The 24,602-nt window shown below is 59.7% G+C and carries 24 protein-coding genes, 1 tRNA gene and 1 pseudogene; 12 read left to right on the forward strand and 14 right to left on the reverse strand.

The features are described from left to right. Window positions 1-115: 115 nt before the first annotated feature. A complete protein-coding gene (locus PH558_RS11655; RefSeq protein WP_285204371.1) occupies window positions 116-571 on the reverse strand; it encodes a GFA family protein in 456 nt (151 codons plus the stop codon). Window positions 572-656: 85 nt separating this feature from the next. Beyond that, window positions 657-1,391, reverse strand: coding sequence for a type 1 glutamine amidotransferase (locus PH558_RS11660; RefSeq protein WP_095433664.1), 735 nt, complete (start codon window positions 1,389-1,391; stop codon window positions 657-659). A 226-nt stretch (window positions 1,392-1,617) separates the two neighbouring features. Between PH558_RS11660 and PH558_RS11665 the strand changes: the two genes are divergently transcribed. Continuing rightward, a complete protein-coding gene (locus PH558_RS11665; RefSeq protein WP_004108029.1) occupies window positions 1,618-1,911 on the forward strand; it encodes an Rdx family protein in 294 nt (97 codons plus the stop codon). Between the two features lie 17 nt (window positions 1,912-1,928). Here PH558_RS11665 and PH558_RS11670 read toward each other — a convergent pair whose 3' ends face one another. Then, the gene (locus tag PH558_RS11670; RefSeq protein ID WP_095433663.1) at window positions 1,929-2,357 is read right to left on the reverse strand and encodes a BA14K family protein; all 429 of its coding nucleotides are present in this window, start codon (window positions 2,355-2,357) and stop codon (window positions 1,929-1,931) included. Between the two features lie 189 nt (window positions 2,358-2,546). Between PH558_RS11670 and PH558_RS11675 the strand changes: the two genes are divergently transcribed. From PH558_RS11675 to PH558_RS11685, 3 genes are all read left to right on the forward strand, one after another. Further along, window positions 2,547-3,968, forward strand: coding sequence for a phosphomannomutase (locus tag PH558_RS11675; protein ID WP_285204442.1), 1,422 nt, complete (start codon window positions 2,547-2,549; stop codon window positions 3,966-3,968). Window positions 3,969-4,060: 92 nt separating this feature from the next. Continuing rightward, window positions 4,061-4,145, forward strand: a tRNA-Leu gene (locus tag PH558_RS11680). Between the two features lie 217 nt (window positions 4,146-4,362). Beyond that, entirely contained in the window at window positions 4,363-4,491 is a 129-nt protein-coding gene (locus tag PH558_RS11685) for a hypothetical protein (protein WP_274538724.1), read from the forward strand. 42 nt (window positions 4,492-4,533) lie between these two features. Here the strand turns inward: PH558_RS11685 and PH558_RS11690 are convergent, their stop codons facing one another. Continuing rightward, window positions 4,534-4,800, reverse strand: a complete 267-nt coding sequence (locus PH558_RS11690) for a DUF982 domain-containing protein (protein ID WP_285204374.1) — start codon at window positions 4,798-4,800, stop codon at window positions 4,534-4,536. A gap of 298 nt (window positions 4,801-5,098) precedes the next feature. On the opposite strand from PH558_RS11690, the gene PH558_RS11695 reads away from it, so the two are divergent. Beyond that, complete coding sequence (locus tag PH558_RS11695; RefSeq protein WP_069611006.1) at window positions 5,099-5,281, forward strand: hypothetical protein; 183 nt, start codon at window positions 5,099-5,101, stop codon at window positions 5,279-5,281. 225 nt (window positions 5,282-5,506) lie between these two features. On the opposite strand, the gene PH558_RS11700 is transcribed toward PH558_RS11695, so the two are convergent. Further along, the gene (locus tag PH558_RS11700) at window positions 5,507-6,283 is read right to left on the reverse strand and encodes an SDR family oxidoreductase (protein ID WP_285204377.1); all 777 of its coding nucleotides are present in this window, start codon (window positions 6,281-6,283) and stop codon (window positions 5,507-5,509) included. Window positions 6,284-6,390: 107 nt separating this feature from the next. Then, a complete protein-coding gene (locus PH558_RS11705) occupies window positions 6,391-7,254 on the reverse strand; it encodes a MurR/RpiR family transcriptional regulator (RefSeq protein WP_113329839.1) in 864 nt (287 codons plus the stop codon). A 273-nt stretch (window positions 7,255-7,527) separates the two neighbouring features. Here PH558_RS11705 and PH558_RS11710 point away from each other — a divergent pair, with 273 nt between their 5' ends. From PH558_RS11710 to PH558_RS11720, 3 genes are read left to right on the forward strand one after another with little or no spacing between them, the layout of a single operon-like run. Beyond that, the gene (locus PH558_RS11710; RefSeq protein ID WP_113410087.1) at window positions 7,528-8,013 is read left to right on the forward strand and encodes a hypothetical protein; all 486 of its coding nucleotides are present in this window, start codon (window positions 7,528-7,530) and stop codon (window positions 8,011-8,013) included. Window positions 8,014-8,024: 11 nt separating this feature from the next. After that, window positions 8,025-9,500 carry a M81 family metallopeptidase gene (locus tag PH558_RS11715; RefSeq protein ID WP_285204381.1) on the forward strand — a complete coding sequence of 492 codons (1,476 nt, stop codon included), beginning with the start codon at window positions 8,025-8,027 and terminating at the stop codon, window positions 9,498-9,500. A 1-nt stretch (window position 9,501) separates the two neighbouring features. Then, window positions 9,502-10,605 carry a D-TA family PLP-dependent enzyme gene (locus PH558_RS11720; RefSeq protein ID WP_285204382.1) on the forward strand — a complete coding sequence of 368 codons (1,104 nt, stop codon included), beginning with the start codon at window positions 9,502-9,504 and terminating at the stop codon, window positions 10,603-10,605. 172 nt (window positions 10,606-10,777) lie between these two features. Here the strand turns inward: PH558_RS11720 and PH558_RS11725 are convergent, their stop codons facing one another. The 6 genes from PH558_RS11725 to PH558_RS11750 form a co-directional block, all read right to left on the reverse strand. Next, window positions 10,778-11,911, reverse strand: a complete 1,134-nt coding sequence (locus PH558_RS11725; RefSeq protein WP_095433656.1) for an ABC transporter ATP-binding protein — start codon at window positions 11,909-11,911, stop codon at window positions 10,778-10,780. 84 nt (window positions 11,912-11,995) lie between these two features. Then, entirely contained in the window at window positions 11,996-13,225 is a 1,230-nt protein-coding gene (locus PH558_RS11730) for an extracellular solute-binding protein (RefSeq protein ID WP_095433655.1), read from the reverse strand. Between the two features lie 36 nt (window positions 13,226-13,261). Beyond that, complete coding sequence (locus PH558_RS11735) at window positions 13,262-14,119, reverse strand: carbohydrate ABC transporter permease (RefSeq protein ID WP_095433654.1); 858 nt, start codon at window positions 14,117-14,119, stop codon at window positions 13,262-13,264. Then, window positions 14,116-15,003: a carbohydrate ABC transporter permease gene (locus PH558_RS11740; protein ID WP_095433653.1), complete on the reverse strand. Its 888-nt coding sequence runs from the start codon at window positions 15,001-15,003 to the stop codon at window positions 14,116-14,118. Before PH558_RS11740 ends, PH558_RS11735 begins: the two co-directional genes overlap by 4 nt. 13 nt (window positions 15,004-15,016) lie before the next feature. Next, the gene (locus PH558_RS11745) at window positions 15,017-16,174 is read right to left on the reverse strand and encodes a Gfo/Idh/MocA family protein (RefSeq protein ID WP_095433652.1); all 1,158 of its coding nucleotides are present in this window, start codon (window positions 16,172-16,174) and stop codon (window positions 15,017-15,019) included. Between the two features lie 192 nt (window positions 16,175-16,366). Further along, the gene (locus PH558_RS11750; protein ID WP_095433651.1) at window positions 16,367-16,699 is read right to left on the reverse strand and encodes a hypothetical protein; all 333 of its coding nucleotides are present in this window, start codon (window positions 16,697-16,699) and stop codon (window positions 16,367-16,369) included. Window positions 16,700-16,962: 263 nt separating this feature from the next. On the opposite strand from PH558_RS11750, the gene PH558_RS11755 reads away from it, so the two are divergent. Continuing rightward, a complete protein-coding gene (locus tag PH558_RS11755; protein WP_285204393.1) occupies window positions 16,963-17,808 on the forward strand; it encodes a glycosyltransferase family 25 protein in 846 nt (281 codons plus the stop codon). 68 nt (window positions 17,809-17,876) lie between these two features. On the opposite strand, the gene PH558_RS11760 is transcribed toward PH558_RS11755, so the two are convergent. Both PH558_RS11760 and PH558_RS11765 read right to left on the reverse strand, forming a co-directional pair. Beyond that, complete coding sequence (locus tag PH558_RS11760; protein WP_095433650.1) at window positions 17,877-19,859, reverse strand: polysaccharide biosynthesis protein; 1,983 nt, start codon at window positions 19,857-19,859, stop codon at window positions 17,877-17,879. A 215-nt stretch (window positions 19,860-20,074) separates the two neighbouring features. Continuing rightward, window positions 20,075-21,751 (reverse strand): GumC family protein, encoded by a 1,677-nt coding sequence (locus tag PH558_RS11765; protein WP_285204396.1) that lies wholly within the window; start codon window positions 21,749-21,751, stop codon window positions 20,075-20,077. 194 nt (window positions 21,752-21,945) lie between these two features. Between PH558_RS11765 and PH558_RS11770 the strand changes: the two genes are divergently transcribed. The 3 genes and pseudogenes from PH558_RS11770 to purU all read left to right on the forward strand — a co-directional run. Continuing rightward, entirely contained in the window at window positions 21,946-23,025 is a 1,080-nt protein-coding gene (locus tag PH558_RS11770) for a glycoside hydrolase family 5 protein (protein ID WP_483314145.1), read from the forward strand. Window positions 23,026-23,113: 88 nt separating this feature from the next. Continuing rightward, the gene (locus tag PH558_RS11775; RefSeq protein WP_285204398.1) at window positions 23,114-24,349 is read left to right on the forward strand and encodes a hypothetical protein; all 1,236 of its coding nucleotides are present in this window, start codon (window positions 23,114-23,116) and stop codon (window positions 24,347-24,349) included. Between the two features lie 155 nt (window positions 24,350-24,504). Beyond that, window positions 24,505-24,602, forward strand: a pseudogene (gene purU / locus PH558_RS11780) (formyltetrahydrofolate deformylase); the annotation flags it as partial.

Below are 24,602 nucleotides of genomic sequence, written 5' to 3' on the forward strand. Positions count from 1 at the left end.
CTCTGGTTAAGTGAAATGCAGAGGCGATTGTAAAGGCAAATGCCTATGTCGAAAGACATGGTCTGCCTTTCGCATAATACCGTCAGCTCTGACAGCAGGCCCCACCACGTCAGCCTTACCCCTGCGCCATATATTCCTTCGTCAGCCCCTCATACTCCTCCATCCCCGGGAGCGCTGCAAAGCTGTGCTTGGCGGGCGTCGTCACCCATGGCAGCTTTTCGCTCGTCCAGGTCTCAATGAAGGGCGTGAACCAGCTCGTGTCGTCAAGGATGGTGGCGCGGACATTGACGAACCAGTCGACGCCTTCGAGCTTCGTGAACAGCCAGCTCATGCAATGCGGGCAGAAATAGTGATGGATGACATCGCCGTGCAGGCCGCCGATGACAGGCTCGCCCTCAGTCACCTCGAAACCCTGCGTGGGGATGGCGGCGCTCAGCGAATAGGGGCCGGCCGTCATGCGCTGGCAGCCTGTGCAGTGGCAGGCCATGGTGAGGAGCGGCTTGGCATTGATCTTCAGCCGCACCTGTCTGCAACGGCAACCGCCTGCGCTCGGTAGTTTCAGCGTGCTCATGATGTCATTTCCTCCCATTTCAAAACCGCCGGTGTGTAGCACATCGCCATCGGATTGATCGGACGTGTTAGATCATCAGCGACCCTCAAGCCTCTGCTGCCTGAGGGCGCTGCACCTGCACTCTTATGGTTCTCACCCAGGCGCGTGCGATCGCAAGACCGGCCGTTTCCGCCGCTGCAGCATGCCTGGCCACAAGCTCCGGATAGCGATCGAGCCAGCCCGGCTCCTTGTGCTCGATGGTTTCCCTAAATTCGCCGCGCCAGCGCTCGACGACCGCGGCATTGGCCTCGAAATGAAACTGCATGCCATAGGTGGCGCGGCCGATGCGGAAGGCCTGGTTCGGCGTGACGGCATTGGCGGCAAGGCGCGTGGCTTCCACAGGCAAGGTAAAAGTGTCGCCATGCCATTCGAAGATGGTGAATTCGTCGCCGACATCGGCGAGCAACGGGTCCTTTTTCCCCTCGTCAGTCAGGCCGACTGTTTTCCAGCCGAATTCATGGGCGGTACCGAGAAGATTTTCGGCCTCGTAGGCGCGCGCCAAAATCTGGCTGCCGAGGCAGATGCCGAGCACGGCTTTGTCCTCACCCTCGAAACGGCGCATCAGCCCCGCCAGCTCCGGCAGATAGGGATGGGTGTCGTCGTCGCGGGCGCTCTGCTCGCCGCCGAGCACGGCTAGTGCATCATAGGCCGATATGTCCTTCGGCAAGGCCTCGCCGCTCCAGGGGCGAAACCAGTCGATCTCGACTCGGGCCTCCTCCAGCGCTATGCCAAGCGCGCCGAGCGGGGTGTTCTTCATATTCTCGATGATGGCGACGCGCATACCGTTGATTCCCGAGCGATGTTACCACCGGAGATGAACATGAGGCGGCGGGAGAGGCAAGTGGCCAGAGCGTTTCAGCGCTCGACGGAAATGTCGAACCACTCTGGCCGTCTTTCCCCGCGCAATTCCGGAGGGAAAACCGCCTGGTGCCTTTCCTGGAAGTGCTTTGGCTTGCAGCGGACTAAAGTTGAGCCTAGATCTCAGCAAACAACGAAGGATCAGGACGATGAGCGACAAGCCCCGCATCACCATTCTCTATTGCACCCAATGCAACTGGCTGCTGCGCTCCGGCTGGATGGCGCAGGAGTTGCTGCAGACCTTTACCGACAGTCTCGGCGAAGTGGCGCTGATCCCCGGCACCGGCGGCGTCTTCGAAATCCGCATCGACGGCGAGCTCTTGTGGGAGCGCAAGCGCGACGGCGGCTTCCCCGGCCCGAAGGAGTTGAAGCAGCGGGTACGGGATATCATCGACCCCGAACGCGATCTCGGCCATACCGACCGCGCATCGCTGGAGAGCTAGGCCCTGCTGCTCGGGCATCAGTCGAAGGGCGAACGGCAGGGCCTTGTGCCGTTGTTGATCGTCGTATAGCTGTTGGTGCCGGGATTGTAGGTGCGATAGCGCTCGGCGCACCAGGTTTGATGCTGTCTCAGTTTCTGGGCCGGCGAAGGATAGAGAGCCCTCGGCGGCGGTGCATAGGTTTCACGCGGAGGAACCTGAACTCGCGGACTGCCAAAGCGATTGAGGCCCCCATTATAGGGCGGCGTGATCGGAAGCGGCTGACCTGGGCGGGTGTAGAACTGCCGCTCGCCGAAACCGAAGCAGCCACGGGAATCGCAGATGACGGTATTGGTGCGCGGCGGAGTGATGAGCTTCCGAGAGTCCGAAGCGGCTGTCGCGAAATCCGCCTGCGACAGCGAGGCAAGCGCGAGGACGCAGCCAAACGCGATCCTATGAAAAACAGCCATGACATACTCCTGTTCCGGACGCTGCGAACCTATGGCGGGCCGCCGCATCTCTTATCTTAGTTGGGGTCATGACGATGGCAAAACCAGTGCTGCCGCAACCGGAACCTATCGATCCACGATGAGTTGATCGCCGCCACCGCTTGCGCCATAACAGCCCGACCATTGCAAGGGAGATTGCCTGTGAGCAGCTTGAAATTCGGCACCAGCGGCCTTCGCGGCCTATCCGCAGACCTTACGGGACGGGCATCGGCGCTCTACGCGACAGCTTTTGCCCGCCATCTGCTGAAAAACGGCCATGCCAAGCCGGGCGACCTCATCCTCGTCGGCCGGGATTTCCGCGAATCGAGCCCGGCGATCTCCGCCACCTGCATCGGCGCGCTGAAGCGGGCCGGCCTGACGCCGATCGACTCCGGCACATTGCCGACGCCGGCGCTGGCGCTTTACGGCCTGCAGCTGAAGGCGGCCTCGCTGATGATCACCGGCTCGCATATCCCCGCCGACCGCAACGGCATCAAATTCTATCGCCCTGACGGCGAAATCGACAAGGGCGACGAAGTGGCGATCAGCGAGGAGGCGCTTGCGATCGGCGATTCTGTGCTCGACGAAACCCCTGCCGAGACGGAAAACCGCACGGCCGAGACGGAGGCGCTGTTCCTGGAGCGCAACAAGGGCCTGCTGCCATCAGGCAGCCTCGCCGGCCTCACCATCGGCGTCTATCAGCACAGCACGGTGGCACGCGATCTCTTCGGTCAGGTACTGACTCATTACGGCGCCCGCGTCGTGCCACTCGGCCGCTCCGAGAGCTTCATTCCGGTCGATACGGAAGCGGTCTCGGCCGAAACCATCCGCCTCATGAAAGCCTGGGCGCCGGAACATGGCCTGAATGCCATCGTCTCAGCCGATGGCGACGGTGACCGGCCGCTGGTTGCGGACGAAACCGGCGAGCCCCTGCGCGGCGATCTGCTTGGTCTCATCGCGGCAAATTTCCTCGGCGCCGATGTTGTGGTGACGCCGGTCACCTCCAATTCCGGCATCGAGGCCGCCGGTTCCTATGCCGTCACCCGCACCCGCGTCGGCTCTCCCTACGTGATCGCCGGCATGGGCGAGGCCATCGCGGCCGGCAAGGCCAATGTCATGGGCTTCGAGGCCAATGGCGGCACGCTGACATCAAGCCGCTTCACCGTCGATGGAAAACCTTTCGAGCCGCTGCCAACGCGCGACAGCTTCCTGCCGATTCTCGCGACGCTCTACGCCGCCGCCAAAGCACGCAAACCGCTTTCGGCCGTTGCCGGCAGCTACCGCCTGCCCTTCGCCGCCGCCGACCGTCTGGAGAATTTTCCCGTGGAAACCAGCGCCGCGCTGATGGCCTATCTGCGCGCCTCCGACGCCAATCTTTCGGATTTCCTGAAGCCGATCGCGACGGTCGCTTCCAAGAGCGATATCGACGGCCTGCGGGTGACACTTGTGGATAACCGAATCATCCATTTCCGCCCTTCCGGCAATGCGCCGGAAATGCGCTGCTACGTGGAAGCATCGAGCGAAAGCGAGGCAAAGGCCCTGCTGGAACAGGGACTTGGCCTGATCAGCGCGTGGGCGGCAGCCCGGGTTTGACCCGGGCTCCAACTGCTTTTTTCACGATTGCCACGAAAACTTCAAAAACCCTGTTGACACCGGACGGCCACCCCCTTACATGCGTGTCCGTCGCCCAGATGGCGGAATTGGTAGACGCGCAGGTTTCAGGTACCTGTGCCGCGAGGCGTGGAGGTTCGAGTCCTCTTCTGGGCACCATTTCCTTTGTTGAGAAACACGGATTTCTCAAATAATTCAAGATTTAGCGAGCTCGTAGGATGCCGCTTCCGGTTCGCCGGAAGTTCGCAAGAACTTGTCTTGAAATCGGCTGTCCGGATGAAAACCGGCCTTTCGATATCTCTGAATAATTGCCCTTTAAATCATTGACTGCCGAAGAAGAGATCGACCTAATGGGACAAACCCTGAGGGACGTTTGATGAACCACAAGAGCGACTGGTACGATCTTATTGTCGGCAACGGCAATGTCAACGAAGGGCTCGGGAGGATGGTGGGGTTCATCCTCGCCGTCATCATAATCCTCAGCCTGATCTTCTGGGCAATCTGAGCGCCTCTCGCCGAGGGAGGCCATCGCCCTGTCTTGCATCGACTAGTGAAGGCTCTCCGAATCCGGCCTGACGCTCAGCCCGGCCTCACGCGCCGCCTCCAGAAAAGCCTTTCGCGACCGCTCGGCGGAAACCTTGCCAAGAACGGCATCGAGGCAGACCAGCACGGCCTCGTCCATTGCCGGGCCGCCATTGACCGGCCACTCCTCGCTCATGCAGTTTGCCGCGTCCAGCGCGTTGGTGATGATCGCGAAATGGCCGATGCCATCGAGATCGACTATGACGGGGTTGTTCCAATCACCATATTCCATGGCAGCCCTCCTCACCTTTACGCTAAAAGCCCATAACGGGGAGCAGCGGCGAGATGTTCCTGAGCTCTGCGCAGGGCGTTAAGATTTTCTTGCGGCGCCTCATCGGATGTGACCGGATGCGAGACGCTCTGTATGGAAACCGCCATGGGCAACCAGTCAAATACCCCGATCAGGCAGAGGCCGAGATCCGCGCTTCCCGCTGTGTGCAAACCTCCATCCCGTTATGGCGCTACCTCGCGCACCGTTATCTCGTTAGCTTTTGCCGAAGGGAGGAAAAGACGAATAAGGGGAACAATAAATGGACCACGTCTGCAACCTGCTCTGGCTCGCCTTCAGTGTCGCTCTTCTCTTTGCCGCGTTGAACCGGCGGCTCGTCGGTGATTACGTCGCCATGTGGTATCTGCTCGTTATTACCGTGGTGACCGTGATGGCATGGGCGGGTTTCTTCCCGACCGACATGGCGACGTTGCGCGCCGGCTAGCACGCTCCAGCGCCACAACCATGCAATCCTGCCACCTTTGCCTCGATAACGGTCAGCAAGAAAAGCCGCCGAAAATCTATCTCGGCAGCCTGAAGCATGAATAAAGGTCTAGCCGGCCCTCCAAAGCGTGTCCATGTCAGCCGACCATGCTCCCGCGCTCGCGAGACCAGGTGTTTTGGGGATGATAGGGGACGGCTGGGTTCCATTCCCCTTCGGCGTACCCCGTCAGTAGTGTTCGGACTGCGAGAAGGTATGGGCGAGCTCCGCCTGCCCCGCCGTCAAGCCGCAATCGACGGGCAGACAGACGCCTGTTATCGCGGAAGCAAGCGGACTTGCGAGGAAAGAGACGGCATTGGCGACATCGGCCGGATCGACGACGCGACGCAGCGCATACCAGCGCTTCGCCTCCTCGAAGACATTCGGATTGGCAGCGGCGCGGACTTCCCAGGCTTGCGTGCGCACCGTGCCGGGCGCGACCGCATTCGAGCGGATGCCGAACTTGCCGTATTCGACCGCGACCAGCCGGGTGAAATGCAGAAGCCCCGCCTTGGCGGCGCTGTAGGCAGGATGCCCAAAGACGGCCATGCCGTTGACGGAGGCGATATTGATGACCGACCCCTTCGATGCCTTCAGCATGTCCTCGACGGCGCGGAAGCAGAGAAAAGCCGCTTCAAGATTAAGGGCATTGTCGGCACGCCAGATGGCCGGCGTGGTATCATGAAGGCTGACGGCGCGTGCGGCGCCGGCATTGTTGACGAGCGTCTTCACCCCGCCGAGTTTCGACGCGGCCTTCGCCATGGCGGCAACGTCGGCATCGCTGGTGATATCCGCCTTGAACATGACGAACCGCTCCGCCGGGCCGAGTTCTCCGGCAGCCTTCTGCATGGCCGCCTCGTCGATATCGACGAGCAGGATGATGTCATGGTCATCGGCCAGGCGTTTTGCGATGGCACGGCCGATATCGCCGGCAGCCCCTGTGACGATGGCAACGGATTTGCTCATATCATATTCCTTCGATCGATTCCCCAAGCGGCTTGATCCGCCACCCTGTGTTGTCGTTTTCGGCGGAGCCCAACGCGATAAGCGTCGCCGACTTTCGCGAAACTGCTCTAGTCTCCAAGAAGCTGGCGGTCGTCGCCATCCCGATGGGTGACGAGCTGCTGCTTGATACGGCGCAGCGTCACCGTTGCCTGCGGCTGAATGCGGTAGGCGACCAGGCTAGCGAGAATGTCCACCACGGCCAGATAGGCGATGCGCGTCGATGTCGGCCGATAGATATTGTCCCCTTCCGGCAGGTCGACGGGCACCGTAATCTCGGCGGCGCGGGCCACTGGGCTTTCACTCTGCGTCAGGGCGATGGTCGGCACCTTGGCTTCGCGTGCCAGCGCAAAGGCGCGCACCAGCTCGGCATTGCGTCCGGAGAAGGACGAGCCGATCAGCACATCCGTCGGCTTGGCGGCCGCAGCCATCATCAGCTGCATGCTGTGGTCGGAACTTGCGGTAATGCGGAGACCGAGACGGAACAGGCGGTTCTGCAGCTCGGTTGCGATCATCGAGGAATTGCCGCCGGAGCCGAAGGCATAGATCATCTCTGCGCTGGCGAGCCGGTTCGCCGCCCGCTCGATGGCGGCAACATCCAGCCCGCGATGCAGCAGGAAGAGCGCGTTCTGCGCCTTGGTAATAATATCCTGGGCAACGTCGGCCGGTGCGATGCTCTTCGGCTCGGGCTTCAGATAGCGCATGCCGACATAGGCTGTCCGCGCAAGCTGCACCTTGAAATCGGAAAAGCTTTCGCAGCCCAGACGTCGGCAGAAGCGCGTCACCGTCGGCGGCGAGACATCCGCCTTGCCCGCAAGCTCGATGATGGAAGCATTGACGGCGAATTCGAAATCATTGAGGACGATGTCGGCGATACGGATTTCAGATTGCGAAAGCCGGCCTCTCTCTTCCTGCATGGTCGTGAAGATATCCATCAGCCCCCCTTATCGCTGGTTCACCCACGTTTGACACGTAGTCAGCGACGCGATCCATCTCAATCTGCCCGATCCCGCCGGTGCCTGTGGACAGACGTGTGCGCAGATGCGGCTTGTCATTCGTTCCCATTTCGCCGGAACCGTGACATGCGATGGTCACCATGCGGTTCCTGCAAATTATTTTCTTGATACGTTGACAAATGACCATAGAAAGCGGAATTTGGCCAGTGAAAATCGCAAATTATGAAAAGAATTTAAATGACGGCGGATGCCATGCGTGATCCTTTCAAGAATCCCTTCCCTGCCAGCGATACCGCCAGGCATTCGATCTGGGAGATGCTCGTCCCGCGCGATATCGATGCTTTTCTTGCCGCCGACTGGTCGATCGTCGCGGGCGATTTCGTCGAAGAGGGCTTTATCGGCATCGATGGCAAGCGCGCGGTCAGCCCGGACAAATGGCGCCTCGCCTTCCCGACGCTATCGGCCTATCGCGACGAGTGGCTGCGCCAGGCACGCGACTTCGCCACACAATCCTTTGCCGAAGATCCGCGCACGGCCATCTTCACGACAACGACCCTCGAAGACATCGAGATAGAAGGCGATATGGCGCTGGTGCGCAAGAAGTTCGACGGCAGCCTGAAGAAATCGGATGGCGGCATCGACGTGATGAAGTGGCAGACACTTTATTACTGCCGCCTGCATGAAGGACGCTGGAAGATCTGCGGCTTCACCGGCTATCTGCCGAATCCCATGGAATAGAGGCGAAAGCGTTGCGCATTTTCACGGCGGCCCTTGCGACCGAGACGAATACCTTCTCCCCCATCTGCGTCGACCGGCGCGCCTTCGAAGCCTCTCTTTATGCGCCGCCGGGCACGCATCCGGAAACGCCGACGCTGTGCTCCGCGCCGATCACCGTAGGACGCCGTATCGCGGTGGAAAAGGGCTGGGAGGTGATCGAGGGTACCGCCACCTGGGCCGATCCGGCCGGGCTTGTCAATCGCCGGACCTATGAGGAACTGCGCGACGAAATTCTCGAGCAGCTGCGCGCGGCCATGCCTGTCGATGCCGTCGTTCTCGGACTGCACGGCGCCATGGTTGCGGATGGTTACGAGGATACGGAAGGTGATTTCCTGTCACGCGTGCGCGAGATCGTCGGGCAGGATATCCTGGTCTGCGCCGAGCTCGATCCGCATAGCCATCTGACGGCGAAGCGCCGCGCAGCCGCAAATTTCTTCGTCTATTTCAAGGAATTCCCGCATACGGACTTCGTCGATCGCGCCGAGGACCTCTGGCGCATCGCCATCGATACGCTGGAAGGCAGGGTCAAGCCGGTCATGTCCGTCTTCGACTGCCGCATGATCGACGTCTTTCCGACGTCGCGCGAGCCGATGCGTTCCTTCGTCGACAAGATCATGGCGATGGAAAAGAGTGACGCCGATATTCTTTCGATTTCGGTCATTCATGGTTTCATGGCCGGCGACGTGCCGGAAATGGGTACGAAGCTGCTCGTCGTCACAGATAATAAGCCGGACAAAGGTTCCGCAATTGCCCGCGATCTCGGTCTGGAACTCTTCTCCAAGCGCGGCACCTTCATCATGCCGCAGATCGACGAGAAGCAGGCGGTAAACGAGGCCATGGCCGCCGCTTCGGGTCCGGTCGTCATAGCCGATCTTTGGGATAATCCGGGCGGCGGCACGGCAGGCGACGCAACGGTCATCCTGCAGGAATTGCTCGATCGCGGCGCTACCGACACGGCGATCGGCACGATCTGGGACCCGATGGCGGTGCAGATCTGCATGGCGGCCGGCGAAGGTGCCGAAATTCCTTTGCGCTTCGGCGCGAAATCGGCGCCGGGCACGGGCAATCCGATCGACGGCCTCGTCAAGATCATCCGCCTTGTCCCCAATGCCGAGATGCGCTTCGGCGAGAGCTTCGCGCCCTTCGGCGATGCTGCGCATATTCAGCTCGACGGCATCGATATCATCCTGAACTCGACGCGCGCCCAAAGTTTCGATCCGAGCCTGTTTTCCGTCATGGGCATCGACCCGACAACGAAGAAAATCCTGGTCATCAAATCGACCAATCATTTCTACGCGTCCTTCTCCAAGATATCATCGCAGATCCTTTACTGCTCCGCGGGAACGCCTTATCCCAACAATCCGGCGCGCACGCCCTACCGTCGCGCGCCGAAGGATATCTGGCCGATGGTGGCGGACCCCTTTGCAGAAGAACGGAAAGGCGCCTGACATGGCACATGATATCGCCTCGGAAATCAGCCCCAAGCCCAGCGACAGCATCGAGAGCCTCTCCACGCCGCGCCCGGTCATCGACGAAGACCGGCTGGCTGCGAACATCGCCCGCGTACAGTCCTATATGGATGCGCATGGCCTGAATTTCCGCCCGCATATCAAGACGCACAAGATCCCTGCACTGGCGCATGCCCAGGTCGCCGCCGGCGCCAAGGGCATCAACTGCCAGAAGATCACCGAGGCGGAAGTCTTCGCAGATGCGGGCTTCGAGGATATTCTGATCACCTTCAACATTCTTGGGGTTGAAAAGCTCTCGCGCCTCGCCGCTCTGAACGACCGGATTTCGGGCCTCAAGGTCGTGGCCGATAGCGCGGTGACGGTTGACGGACTTTCCAATTACCTCGCGGCGCGCAAGCCGCTGACAGTGCTGGTGGAATGCGATACCGGCGGGGCGCGCTGCGGCGTGCAATCGCCTGCGGAGGCGGCAAAGCTCGGCAAGCATATCGCCGGCAAGCCAGGTCTCGTTTTTGGCGGCCTAATGACCTATCCGAAGCCGGATAGTGCTGCCGCGACACAGGAATTCCTGTCGGAAGCCGTAGGGCTCCTGAAAGCGGACGGTATCGAATGCCCGATCGTCAGCAACGGCGGCACGCCGAGCCTTTTCGAGGCGCATCTGGTAACTGCTGCGACGGAACATCGTGCCGGCACCTATATCTATAATGACCGCTCGATGGTGCGTGCAGGCCATTGCCGGGAAGAGGATTGCGCCATGCACATCCTCGCCACCGTCGTCTCCAGACCGACCGAAGACCGCGCCGTCATCGACGCCGGCTCGAAGGCACTGACCTCAGACCTTCTTGGTTTTGCCGACTACGGCCAGGTGGTCGGCTACCCAGACGCCGTCATCAAGGGGCTATCGGAAGAGCATGGCGTCATCGATCTGTCGAACTGCACCGGCCCTCGTCCTGAGATCGGCGACAAGATCCGCATCATCCCGAACCACACCTGCGTCGTTTCCAATCTCTTCGACCAGATGGTGTTCCACCGCGATGGCGTCGTGACCCGCGTCGAAGACGTGGAAGCTCGCGGTCTGGTCTGGTAGGGCGATCCCTCACCCGCCCTCGTGGTTCGAGACGGCCCTTTGGGCCTCCTCACCAAGAGGGCTGACTCTCTGCACTGTAGCCAAAGAACGATAAGCCGTATTGAGGACCAGGTTTGCTCCATCCTCACCCTGAGCTTGTCGAAGGGCGAGGATGACCAGCAACCACCTCTCGTCAGGAGGCAGCCTGGTTCAGCAAGTCCATGTCGATTTCGGTCAGTTCCACCCGCCGCTCGAAAGCCTGGCCGTTTTCATCGAAGAGATGGCAATCGCCGAGGCGGATACCAGTCTTCAGGGGTGCGTCCATACGGATGGGGGCACTGCCGGGCAGCGTCGCACAGAAATTCTCGTCGATGCCATCAGCCGTGGCATAGGCAACGGTTTGCGCGCCAAGACGCTCCACGACCGTCGGTACGATCGTGAGGGTCAGATCACCATCGCCAAGCTGGACGTGCTCCGGCCGGATGCCGAGCGTCAATGCCTTCCCTGCAAAGCCTGGACGCGGCGTGACGGGCAGCACGGCCTTCTGGCCCTTGTAGTCCACTTCCACACCGGCATCGCTGACATTGGTACAGGTGACGGGCAGGAAGTTCATCTTGGGATTGCCGATGAAGCGGGCAACGAAAGTATTTGCCGGCCTGTGATAAAGCTCCAGCGGCGCGCCGACCTGCGATATCTCGCCGGCGTTCAGCACAACGATGCGGTCGGCCATGGTCATGGCCTCGACCTGATCATGTGTCACATAGATCATCGTCGCCTGCAGCTGACGATGCAGCTTGGCGAGTTCGATACGCATATCGGCGCGCAGTGCGGCGTCTAGGTTCGACAGCGGCTCGTCAAAGAGGAAGATCTTCGGCTCGCGCACGATGGCGCGGCCGATGGCGACACGCTGGCGCTGACCGCCGGACAACTGACCCGGCTTTTCCTGCAGACGTTTATCGAGGTGCAGGATGCGCGCAGCATGCTCGACCTTGGTCTTCAGCTTCTCTTCCGGCATCTTTTCGACCCGCAGCGGAAAAGCAATGTTCTCGAACACCGACATATGCGGATAAAGCGCATAGGACTGGAAGACCATGGCAATGCCGCGCTTGACGGGCGGCAGATCGTTGACGCGGGCGCCATCGATCTTGATGTCGCCGCTGGTCACATCGTCGAGGCCGGCAATCATGCGCAGCAAGGTCGACTTGCCGCAACCGGACGGGCCGACGAAGACGATGAACTCACCGTCATTGACGTCGAGCTCGACGCCCTTGATGACCTCGAAATGACCATAGAATTTCTTGACCTGATGAAGGTGCAGCTTTCCCAAACTCTGTCTCCGCGCGGCGCCGCCATGGGGCGGGCAGGGCTCCAAAGGCCGCGCACATTGCGCGCGGCCCGGTGACTTGCAGGCTTACTTGTACTGCTCGAGATCGGCAGCGGCCTTCTTCAGCGCATCCGCCGGCTGAGCCTGACCGGTGACGACCGACTGGACCATGGAGATCATGACGTTCTGGAAGCCTTTGTAGTCCTTGAAGAGCGGCTCGGGACCACCATAGGCGATACCGTCGATAAACGGCTTCCAGGAAGCATCCTTCTTGACGAACTCGTCAACCATCGGAGACGGGCGCAGCGGCGTGAGGCCGGCGCCGCCCTGGAGTTCGTATTCGCCCTGCGGGCCGGGAGACGTGATGAACTTGGCGAATTCGATCGCCTTGTCCTCGACGCCGCTGCCCTTGAAGACGGCAAGGCTGTCGGTGATGAGCAGCGTGCCCTGACCCTTGGCCGAAGGACCGAGCGGCAGCGGTGCCACGCCCCAGTTGATCTTCGTTTCCTTCAAGCGAGCGGCAGCACCGGAGCCGGCCTGGATCATGCCGACCTTGCCATCGAGGAAGATGGCGCGCATTTCGTTCTGCTCGTAAGCCGTCGGTCCTTCGACCGAGTAAGGCGTGATGTCCTTGTAGGCCTGGAGAGCTGCCAGAACTTCGGGGCTGTCAAGGGTGATCTTGTCGCCGTCAATAACCTTGCCGTTGTTGGTGTAAACCCAATGCAGGAACTGATGCATGGTGTTGTCGAAGGTTTTGGCCGAGAGGCCGTATCCGGGAATGCCGGTCTTTTCCTTGATCACCTTGGCGTCGGCGATTTCCTCGGCCCAGGTGGTCGGCGGCTTTTCCGGATCAAGACCGGCCTTCTTGAAGAGGTCTTTATTCCAGTAAAGCGCCTTGGTCGAGAAAGCGATCGGCGTACCCCACTGCTGTCCATCGATGGTGACCGTATTCACGATCCCCGGATAATAGGCCTTCTTCTCGTCGTCCGTCATCGGGATCGGAACGATCAGATCGTTGTCAGCGAACTGCTTCAGCGTCCGCGAGCCGACATAGGCCATGGCGACTGGCGTGCCGGCTGCGGCAAGCGTCGTCGCCTTGTCCTGGCACAATTCCCAACCGACAAGCTCTGGCTTGACAGACCAGCCCGGATTCTTGTCTTCCCACTGCTTGATATATTTCACATGGATCGGATCGATGCTGTCACCGCAATAGATCCAGCTGATCTCCTTGTCGGCGGCCTGGGCGTTCACGGCGCCAAGCGCGGTGGAGCCGAGCAAAGCAAGGGCGAGAAGCCCTGTCTTGAAATGGAATGTCACGTTTAAGCTCCCGTTCTCTCTGGTGGTTGATTGATTTTATTGCTTCACCGCGCCGGCGGTCAGACCGCTGACGAGATACCGTTGCAGGAAGAAGATCACGACCAGAGCCGGCGCGATGCCGACGAAACTTGCGGCCATGAGTTCGTTCCAGACGACCTCCTGCCGGCCGAAATAGGCAAAAAGCCCAACCGGCAGCGGCATGTATTCCGTCTTCGAATTGAAAGTAAGAGCATAGATGAACTGCTGCGCGTAAGCCTCGATGAACGAGGAAATCGCAACGACGACGATGCCGGGCATGGCGATCGGCAGGATGACACGGCGCAGCGTATAGAACTGGCTCGCACCATCCACATAGGCCGCCTCATCCAGCTCGCGCGGGATGCGGCGGATATAGGTGTGCAGCAGCCAGATCCCCGTTGGAATGATGAAAGCCACTCCCGGCACGATCATGGCGAAATAGGTGTTCAGCACACCGAAGGAACGCATGAGCCGGAACAGCGGGATGAGCAGCACGGCGCCGGAAAACATCTTGACCGCGAGGAACGCGCCGAGCAGCAGGCCGGAACCCTTGAATTCGAAACGTGCGAAGGCGTAGGCGGCCGGCACGACGAGGATCAGCACTATGATGGTGATCGTACCGGAAACCAGAAACGAGTTGAAGATATACCAGCCAAAGCCAGGCACGCTCGTCCACATTGTCCGATAGGCCGCGAACGAACCGTTCTCGGGAATGAACCGGTAAGGCGAAGAAAAGAGCTGGCTAAGCGGCTTCAGCGAAACCAGGAACCCTTCGATGAAGGGCGCCAGCACGAAAGCCAGAAACAGCAGGATTCCGGCATAGATGCCGATCAACTCATACCATTTGTAGCGATGGATCATCGAAGGGTGGCTCATCGCTGCTTGGCTCCCGTTGAAAAGCGGCTCGTCAGGCGGAAATAGGCAAGGCAGAAGAGCGACAGGAAGATGCAGATCAGCACCGCACGCGCAGCACCCTCGCCGTATTTGTAAGACCCGATCGCCGTTCGGTAGGTGTCGATGATCATCGTCGTCGTTTCGCCGTTCGGACCGCCCCGGGTTAAAATCCAGATGATGTCGAAGGAATTGAAGGTCGAGATCAGCGAGAGCATCGACATGGTGACCAAGGATGGCACCAGCAGCGGCAGAGTGATGCGGCGGAAGCGATAGAAGCGGCCGGCGCCATCCGTCCACGCCGCCTCATAAAGATCGTGCGGGATCGCCTGCATGGCCGCTAGCATGTAAAGAGTGACCATCGGCACGCCGATCCAGACGTCAGTGACGATCGTCGCCCAGAAGGCCGAGCTTCCATAGGCGAGGAACGCGACGGGACCATCGACGATGCCGAAGCGCTGCAGCAGGCCCGATATCATGCCGAACTGGCCATTATACATCCAGCCCCACATGAAGATGCCGATCGCCATCGGCACGATCCAGGGCGGCATGGTCAAGACGCGGAAAAGCGCGCGGCCCGGAACGGCCGAGTTCAAGAGTGCGGCCCCCAGAGTGCCGATGATCATCTTGATCGACACGGAGAAGAAGGTCCAGATGAAGGTGCGGACGATGACGCCTGCGAAAGTGTCGTTGAAGATTTTCGCGTAGTTCTCGAAACCGACCCAATTCGTCACCTTCTTCAACGACGCATCGGTGAAAGACAGGATTATGGTGTCGACCAGCGGATAGGCGACGATGACGGTGACGTAAAGGAGAGCCGGAAAAAGAAGGAGCCAGGCGAAGATGACCGTGCCGCGTTGAACACCCATCCTGCGCCCCTCCCTAGGCGGCTCTTGAATGAAGCGCTTCGTCGAACTCGTCCCAGATCGGCCGGAGATCGACGACAGTCTTCTTCATGCGGGCCTCGTCCATCGAGAGCGCGAGAATGCCGGCTTCCAGCGCATTCTGGGTCGACACCGGCAGGTGCAGGCCCGTCTTGACGTGCGCGATGATGTCGGCGGCCATCTGTTCGTCGGCGCCATAGTGCTGCGAAAGCGTGGTGGCGGCGTAGGTCTTCTCGATCACCTTCTTGCCGGTCAGCATCTCATGGACATTGAAATAGCCGCGGATGAAATCGCCCTCGGCCATACCGCGCGAGCCCATGATGGCGAAACGGCGGAACTGGTCCGGCACGTTGAGATTGGTGTGGAAGTTCATGCCGACGCCATTGGCATATTCGATGATCGCCACCTGGTAATCGATGATATCGCCGTCGCTGTCGAAGACCTTGTCTGATCCCATCCAACCGCTCGGCTTGCGATGGAAGAGCTCGAGATCGTTGATGCCTTCCCTTGCCGGATCGTTTTCCGGAATGAAGCTCTTGCGGCCGCCAAAGCTTGCGACCCGCTCCGGCCGCGCGCCAACCACGCCATTATAGAGATCGAGGTCGTGGCAGCATTTTTCCAACATGAAACTGCCGGAATAATGTTCGTAGCGGCGCCAGTCGCGCATGAAGAAGGCGCCGTGATAGGGTTCGATATGCTCGGCAGCCTCAATGGAAACGACATGGCCGAGTTTCCCCTCGGCCTGGGCGGCCAAGAGATCGCGATACATCGGCGAATAGCGCAGCACGAGGCCGACATTCAGGCGCTCATGACCGAATTTCGCCATCAGGCGGGCAAGCTCGATGCTGTCCTTGATGGTCGTGACGATCGGCTTTTCGCAGAAGATCTTGAGGCCGGCCTCAAGGCCGATGCGGATGTGATCGAGATGCATGTGGTTCGGCGAACCGATCATCAAGAGGTCGATCTTTTCGTTGGCGATCAGATCCTGGGGTGTTGCGTAGGCTTTTCCGGCTGAGATGCCCCGTTCGAGCAAACCTGGCAAGCCCGCGGGTTCCGGATCGACATATCCTGCAATCTCGAAGCTCTCGTCGATCGCCTTGAAGACATAGCCCAGATAGCCCAGGCGGAATCCCAGCCCAATGATTCCAACGCGCATGCTTTTATGTTCCCATTACGTAATTTATTTTCGTAACCTTGGGGCAAATTTTCGCATTCGTCAACGACGTTCGCGCATTTAACCAAAAACATGAAATTTATTTTCAGATCGCCAACAAAACCTACCGGCGCGAACATGAAGCCACGCTCGCCTGGATTGCGCTGCCGCTTAATTCGGCAGAATGCCTAGGACTTATCTATCCGGCCCGTTATATTGCCAATATTGGTAGTTCGGCTTTCTGGTGCTGCTGGAAATGACGCCATTCTGATCGCAAACGTAACCGAGGCGCGGCAGGCCCCGGTAGAACGGACCTTCATGAAAATAATCGGCGTACACGGTGGCGGTGCGGCATTGAAACTTCTCGTCATCAGCCATTTTCGGCGCGGTTACTCCCGGAAGGTTCTTGTAAGGATAGACGGGAGCGACATATGGCTTGGGCAGGAGCGGGTTATCGGCAAAGGCGGCCGCCGGCATCAAGACCGCAAGGGATAGGGCAGCAATGGCGATTTTCGACTTGATCCACATATACTGCTACGCTCCTTCACAAATGCGAGCGCAACGACCACACGCCGCATATCACAGATATAATGGGGCTGGGGCCATGCGCCAACGGGTTGCCCGATCAAAATCACGCGCAAGCGATGCTTTCCGCATCGCCGATACGGACCATTCACGCTACGTTACACCAAAAAAAATGCTTTTATCTGCAAATACAATGCAGGCGTGCGCAAGCGATTTGCGACAAGTCATAAGCATGTTATATAGTATGAAAACTGTGATCTTGGTTGTTGTCGGCGCGATTTCTGTTTGAAGGAGTAACAGTCATTCTCGAACAGATTAATCGTATCCCGCCCCTTGCTGACCCGGAGATTGCTGACGATGCCGCTCAGCAGGTTTCCATCTATGTCATCAATCTCGATCGCTCGCGTGATCGCTGGGAACGACTGTGCAACCAGGCCGTCGAATATGATCTGCATATCACGCGCGTTCCTGCCGTCGACGGCCGTCTCATCGCAGAGGCTGACCGCGTCGATTTTCATCCGCATTCGTTCATCTATCACAACGGCCGCAAGCTCCTACCGGGAGAGTACGGATGCTACCGCAGCCATCTGATCGCGCTTGAGCAATTCGTCGCCAGCGGCGACAAGATGGCGATCATCATGGAAGACGACGTCGAGCTCAACGAGAGGCTCATCCCACGTGCGATCGCGACGATGGAAAGCGTCCAGGGGGCGCGTCTCGTCAAGCTCGTCAACCATCGCCTCGTCGGCTTCAAGTCGGTCCGCGAAACCAGCGAAAACGATGTCGTCGGCCGCTGCATGCATGGTCCGCAGGGATCGGCTGCCTGTTATATCGTCAACCGAAAGGCGGCCAAGAAGCTGCTGACGACGCTGAAGCCCATGCTTCTTCCCTACGACGTCGCCTTGGAACGCGGCTGGTCAACCGGCGTCGAGACATTCACGACCTTTGAAAACCTAGTCGATTTCAGCCCGCACCGCGCCCACACCACAATCGGCAAGCGCGTGCATTACCGCGCGGTAAAGCGGCATCCCCTGTTGCGGCTGACGGCACATTGGTTCCGCACCTGCGATCAAGTGCGCCGCTGGTACTACGCCATCGCGATGAAGCAGTAGCTGCGGCAAAGCTGCGAGGCCAAGCCCGAAAGCATTAAGAGGCGCCGGTGTCGTAACAGGACACGCGCCTATAGCTGTGCAACATTATCAAGGTTCGGCTGATCGACCGTCAGATCCGTCTCGCGCTCGCGATAGACCAGATCGACCACTTCGCTGCTCGGCGCATAGCCGGAAACGAGCTTTTGCAGCAGGGCTCTCGCCAAGGGAATGTCGTTCTCATCCAGTGCCGCCTCGAGTGCGGCGAGCCGCTTCGACAGCTCCGGCCAGGGCAGGAAATCCTCCTTGGCCTGCATGATGCGAGGATGGCTGGTCGGCTGCGGGTTGTCGCCGATCAACAGTTCCTCAAAAAGCTTCTCGCCCGGTCGAAGGCCGGTGATTTCAAGCTCGATATCGCCATCCGGCTCGTCCTGGTCCCGCACGGTCAGGCCGGAGAGTTCCACCATGCGACGCGCGAGATCGGCAATGCGTACCGGTTCGCCCATGTCGAGCAGGAAGACATCGCCGCCGCCCGACATCGCGCCCGCCTGGATCACAAGCTGCGACGCCTCGGGAATGGTCATGAAATAGCGGGTGATATCGGGATGCGTCAGCGTGATCGGACCGCCGTCGCGGATCTGCTGGCGAAAAAGCGGCACGACCGAACCGGATGAGCCGAGCACGTTGCCGAAACGCACCATGGCGAAATTGGTACTGTCGGTGCCGGGCTTGCGATCGGCATCCATCGCCTGCAGCACCATTTCCGCCAACCGCTTGCTGGCGCCCATGATGTTGGTTGGACGCACGGCCTTGTCGGTGCTGATGAGGACGAAATTCTCGACACCATGATCACGCGCGGCTTCGGCCGCTATCCGCGTTCCCTGCACATTGTTGCGGATGCCTTCGACGGGATTGTATTCGACGAGCGGCACATGCTTGTAGGCAGCGGCATGATAGACGGTCTTCGGCTGCCAAGCCTGCATGATCTGCCTGATCCGCTGGCCATCGCGAACGGAAGCCAGGAAGGGAATGATGCGCACATCGGCATAGCCGGCGGAAGCGGCCGCCTTTTCCAGCTCGCCGTGAATGGCATAGAGCGCGAACTCGCTCTGCTCGATCAGCAACAGGGAGGACGGACCATTCTTCAGGATCTGGCGGCAGAGTTCGCTGCCGATCGAGCCGCCGGCACCTGTGACCATGACGACCTTACCGCGAATGTTCTTCTCGATCAGACCGCGATCGGGAGCGATCACGTTGCGGCCGAGCAAGTCTTCGATATCAAGCTCGCGTAGATCCGAAACCGCGACGCGGCCCTGCGCAAGCGCCGTCAGATCTGGCATGGTCCGCACGGTGACGCGGGCCTTGCGCATGTCTTCGAGGATTTCGTTGCGCCGCTGTCGCGTGGCATTCGGCAGGGCGAGCAATACGCCCTTGATCTCGCCCGAGAGCACGAGCGCCGGCAGATCGGCCGGATCGTAGATCGGCAGCCCGCCCATGATGCTGCCATGCAGGTTGCGATCGTCGTCGAGATAGCCGACGACGTTCAGCTCCGCGCTGTTGGCAAGCGCGCCCGCAAGCTGACGCCCTGAAGCACCGGCGCCGTAGACCAGCACCTTGGCAAGCTGATTGCGATTGAGAAGGCGCTGATAGGCGTTGCCGAGCCAGTAGCGTGTCCACATGCGCGACAGGCCGATCGCGATCAGCAGCAGCAAGGGCTGCAATATGCCGACGGTGCGCGGCACGCCCGGCACGCTGATGGCGGTAAAGATCGTCATGAAAGCAAGGGCATAGATCGCCACCGCCTTGACGACCGTTACGAAAGCCGAAAGACCGGCATAGCGGAAGATGGCGCGATAGAGACCGAGGACGATGAAGATCGGAATGGCGAGTAGAAGGGAGACGATCGCCGGCAGCCACTCGACGCCTTCGAGGATGACCCAATCGTCAAGGCGAAGACAATAGGCAAACCACACCGTCAGCACGCACAGGCTGGCATCGACCAGCAGCGCAAGCGCGCGCTTGGTAGAGCGCGGCAACGCAAGAAACGGCAAAACGAGTTTATCCGCGGGCACCATCGATCAGCTTTCCCTGGCGCCAGTCATCGGAGCAACGCACCGCTTTTCTCGCATAGATTGTCTCACAAAGTATCGCACAACGCTTAATGACCGTATCGCGCTTCTATTAGCAAGACCCAATCATCCCCAGCGCCGATTTACATTTAGAACAGTCGGCGCGCAATTGCATCCTCAATGCTGAAAAAGGCGGCCGATGCGAAAGGGTAAGACGATGGTCACTTGCCGAAATAGCCGCGGATGACGGGATGCCGAAACAGGCCAAGGAAAACGGCAAACGTCATGCCAAGACCGGCGCCAAAGATTGCGCCGGCGATCAGCCCGGCCACCATCATCACCTTGCGGCTCGGCCCATCCGCCTTCAGTGGCGGTTCCGCTTCCGAGATCACGCGGATATTGCTCTGCGAAAGGTCCTGGGCATCGCTCGCCTGACCGGACCGTTTCAGCAGCGATTCATAGAGATTGCGGGCCGCGGTCGCCTTGCGCTGCAGCTCGTTCAGGCCGACAAGCTTGCCTGAGGTATTGACCTGCGAGGCCTTCTGTACGGCAAGTTCCTTGGCGATATCCTGCTCTGCCTTCTGTGCCTGCTCATAATCGGCGCGGGCCGAGGTCATCTGCCGCTGCAGTTCCGCGCGGATTTCCGCGGCGAGGCTATCCAGCGACGATTTCGCGGCGAGCAGGCGCGGATGGCGGGCACCGAGCTGGCTTTGAAGGCTGCCGACATTGGCCGCCATCGTCGCATATTGCTGCCGCAGGCTGCTCAAAGCCGTCGATGTCACGCCTGCGGATGGATTGTTGGAGACCACATCTTCAAAGCTGAGCTTGCCGGCAGCGTCCGCGCGAGCTCTTGCCTCAATCGTCTTCTGCTGGGCCGTTACCAATAGGTCGTTCAGAGCGGTCAGACGTTTGTCGGAGATCAGATTGCCCTCAACGGCCACCATGTCGTTATCGGCGCGATAGGTTTCGACGGCCTTTTCGGCTGACAATACCTGCTGGCGCAGATCCTCCAGGCGGAAATCGAGTGCCGTATTGCTGTTCTTGTAAGTACTCGCAGCCGCCTTGCTCTCTTCCTCCATGAAGGAGGTCACAAGCTGGTTGGCGATCTCGGCCGATTTTTGAGGATCGCCCGTCGTCACCTTCGCATTGACGACGTAGGTGCTGGATTCGCGGGCGATCTGCACTGCTTTCGCCAAGGCGGCGGTGGCCACATATTTTGCCGCCTCGCCAGTGGCGCCGCCATTGAATTTCGGATCCTGATCGAGTTTCAGCGCATCGACGACGCGCCCCAGCACCTTGCCGGAAGACAAGATCTGCGTCTGGCTGTCGATCATCGTCGTGATCAATTCCGGTGGCGTCGGCGCCTGCTGGGCGGAATCGGAGCCCCCGACCGGTCGAGGATCGAAATAGAGGCTGGTCTCGGCGGTGAATTTCTGCGGAATAAGGGGAATGACCGCTCCGCCCAGAACGGCGCCGGCGCCTGCCAGGGCAAGAACCACAAACTTCTTCGCCCAGATCGAAGCGATGGCCGATCGAAGATCAAGCAACGGCAACTTTGCCGCCGGGATCGATGCCGTCGGAGTTACGACAGATACTGGTAAAACCGCAACCTGCTCGACGCTAGGCACCGCAGCAGTGACAACCGGTTCGGCAATGGGGCGCGGGACCACCGGCTCCTCGACATTGGATCGCTTCGGCGGGCTTTGCGGAACGGCGGCATCCGGAATGGGCGCCTCAAGCTCTTCGGAATGGGCTATGGGCTCGGCAGCGGCGACGAAATCCCGAGGGCGCAAGACAGGACTGCGCGGGCGCATACCGTCGCGCCGTATGTCAGGCGGCTCGGTATCGCGCCAACCCGCAAGTCGGTCCGATCTCTTGCTTCGTTCCATTGAGCTCATGGCAGACTTTCAATGCTCCGCAGACGCATTCCACGCAGCAGGTGCCGGAAGTTTAGAAACGTTTGGCTAACGGAACATTAAGGACGCTCTCAGGAAATCGCGTGGCGGGCGCGCGCATGATCCATCCCTTCATCATTGCTCAACACCATCATCCCTATGAAAAGCCACATCCGCACGGAAGGCAGGGCCATGCAATGACCGCATCGATGACGAAAATTCTGCGACGCCTGCTGGCCGCCACGGTCATGCTTGCTTTCACGGCGCAGGCGGAGAGCCCCCTCGCGGCGCAGCAACTATGCTATCGCGGCGTCAATCTGTCCGGCGCGGAATATGGCGAGCGCGGCGGGGTCGCGAATGTGAATTACACATATCCGTCCGAACAGACCGTGCGCTATTTCGCGGAAAAGGGCATGAATACGGTCCGCCTTCCCTTCAGATGGGAACGGCTGCAGCCCGTGCTCGGAGCGCCCCTCGATGGCGACGAACTGCAGCGGCTGAAGGATGCTGTCGATCTTATCCAAAAGCATGGAATGACAGTCGTTCTCGATCCCCACAACTACGCCTATTACGACAAGACGCAGCTCAAGCAGGCTCCCGCGACCGATCTTGCTTTCGGCGATTTCTGGGCGCGCCTTGCGGTGGAGTTCTCCAATCGAAAGGGTGTCGCCTTCGGACTGATGAACGAGCCCCACGATATCAAGGCTCCCGATTGGCTCGAACTTGCCAACACCGCCATCCGCAGCATCCGAACCATCGGCGCGCGTAATCTCATTCTCGTGCCCGGCACGAACTGGACGGGCGCGCATAGCTGGTCGGCCGACGTTCTGGGCGGCGGCGCCAATGGCACGGTCATGCTCGGCGTCAAGGATCCGCTCGATTTCTACGCCTTTGAGTTTCACCAATATCTGGATTCGGACAGCTCGGGCACGCACCCGGTCTGCGATGGCACCGACAAAGCCGTGAAGGGCATGAACGACGTGACCGACTGGCTGCGCAAGAACGGAAAGCGCGGATTCCTCGGTGAATTCGGTGTCGCCGCCAATGATGGTTGCCTCGACGGTCTCAAGCAGGTTCTCGACATCATGAACGCCAACAGCGACGTGTGGCTCGGCTGGACCTATTGGGCCGCCGGCGACTGGTGGCCGCCGGAGGAGCCGCTCAACGTCCAGCCGCACAACGGCCGCGACAAGCCGCAGATGAAGGTTCTTACTGAGGGGCTTAATCGAAAAGTGTCACTGGCGGCCTCCTGTGCGCTGGTCAAGCCTGCGAAATGACCGCTAACGGAGGGGCGGCTCTTTGTCGCGAATCATCGGGCTGATATGTTGCCGTGGCCAGTGAAGACGCCACGACCTCGGATATCTCATGCAACGTTCAGGCGAAAAGCAGCCGATCAATTTCGTCATTCTTACGATTTCGCTGCTTGCGGTCTGCTACAACTGCATCCTTGCCTTCATCAATCACAATGTCATGCCGCTGACGCCGAGCTCCGTCGTGCTGTCCGAAGTGCTGTTACAGGTCGCCGCCTTCACCTACCTGCTGACGAAGGGCATATATGAAGAGGACATAGCACCGCTCCTTTATCTGCTGCTGACCATCGTGCTGACGGTTTTCGTCATCGCCATCAACAAGCAGGCCTACATCGATCATCTCCGCAACGTGATGATCATCTTCGCTTTTTCGATCATGGGGCGGCTTGCTAACGAGCGCACTGTCAAGCTTGCCTTCAAGATTTCATGCTTCATCGTGCTTGCCGTGCTTGTCCTGGAAATCGTGTCGGTCAAGCAATATGTCGCGCTATTTCATCCGGCCGAATATTTTCAGAATACGCGCGGCGTGCCGCCGGCGACCTATAGCGATATCGGCCTGTTTCGCGGCGCGCTCGGCTTCGAGGGCCGGTTCTCCTTCGGCCTGATCGACCACCGGTCGTCCTCCATCTTCCTGGAGCAGGTCTCGCTCGCCAATTTCTGCGGCGTTATGGTGCTGTATCTGATCAGCTTCTCCAATCGCCTGGAATTGCTGGAACGGCTGTTGTTCTTCTCGACGGTCGTGCTGATCCTGTTGACGAACGACACACGCACAATGCTGATCTTCAGCCTCATCTGCGTGGCCGGCTATTTCATCTATCCCTGGCTCCCGAAGACGCTCGACCTGCTGACCATGCCGGGGATCATCGTTGTCGGCTTCGTCATTCACGCGCTCGAGCCGAGCGTGACGGGCGATAATTTCGTCGGGCGCATCAATGGCACGGTCAAAGCCTTCCTCGGCATGGACCTGCAGAGCACCATCGGCCTGCAGCTCGATCAGGTCGGCATCTTCTTCGACAGCGGATACGTGTACATCATCTACGGCGCCACCATCTTCGGCTTGATCCTGTTCTGGCTCTACGCCTCGCTCTATCCGGGCGGCGAAACGGTCAATCAGCGACGCCTCGGCCATGCGCTTTCCCTCTTCCTGTTCCTCAATCTGATGATCGGCTCCACGGCCATCTTCTCCATGAAGACCGCCGGATTGGTCTGGCTTCTTGTAGGATTCCTGAAATTCAACGAGGGAACCCTGGCGAAACCGCCGCAAAAGCTTTCGCTGGCAACCGGCGGCTGAGGCGGGGATACGCCGTTCGAAGACGCAACGGGAACGGCTTTTTGCCCGCCATCCTGCCTAAATATCCGTCGAAACATGGCTGGGGGGGAGGTATTTCCCAGACCTCTGATTTCATCTAAGCAGGCGGACATCCTCGGGATAGAAGAGATAAAGACATGACGAGCTATGTATTGACAGTGACGTGCCAATCGACGCGTGGGATTGTTGCGGCGATCTCGAACTATCTGGCCGGACAGGGCTGCAACATCGTCGA

This window comes from Rhizobium pantanalense (assembly GCF_030182525.1).
Lineage (GTDB): Bacteria > Pseudomonadota > Alphaproteobacteria > Rhizobiales > Rhizobiaceae > Rhizobium.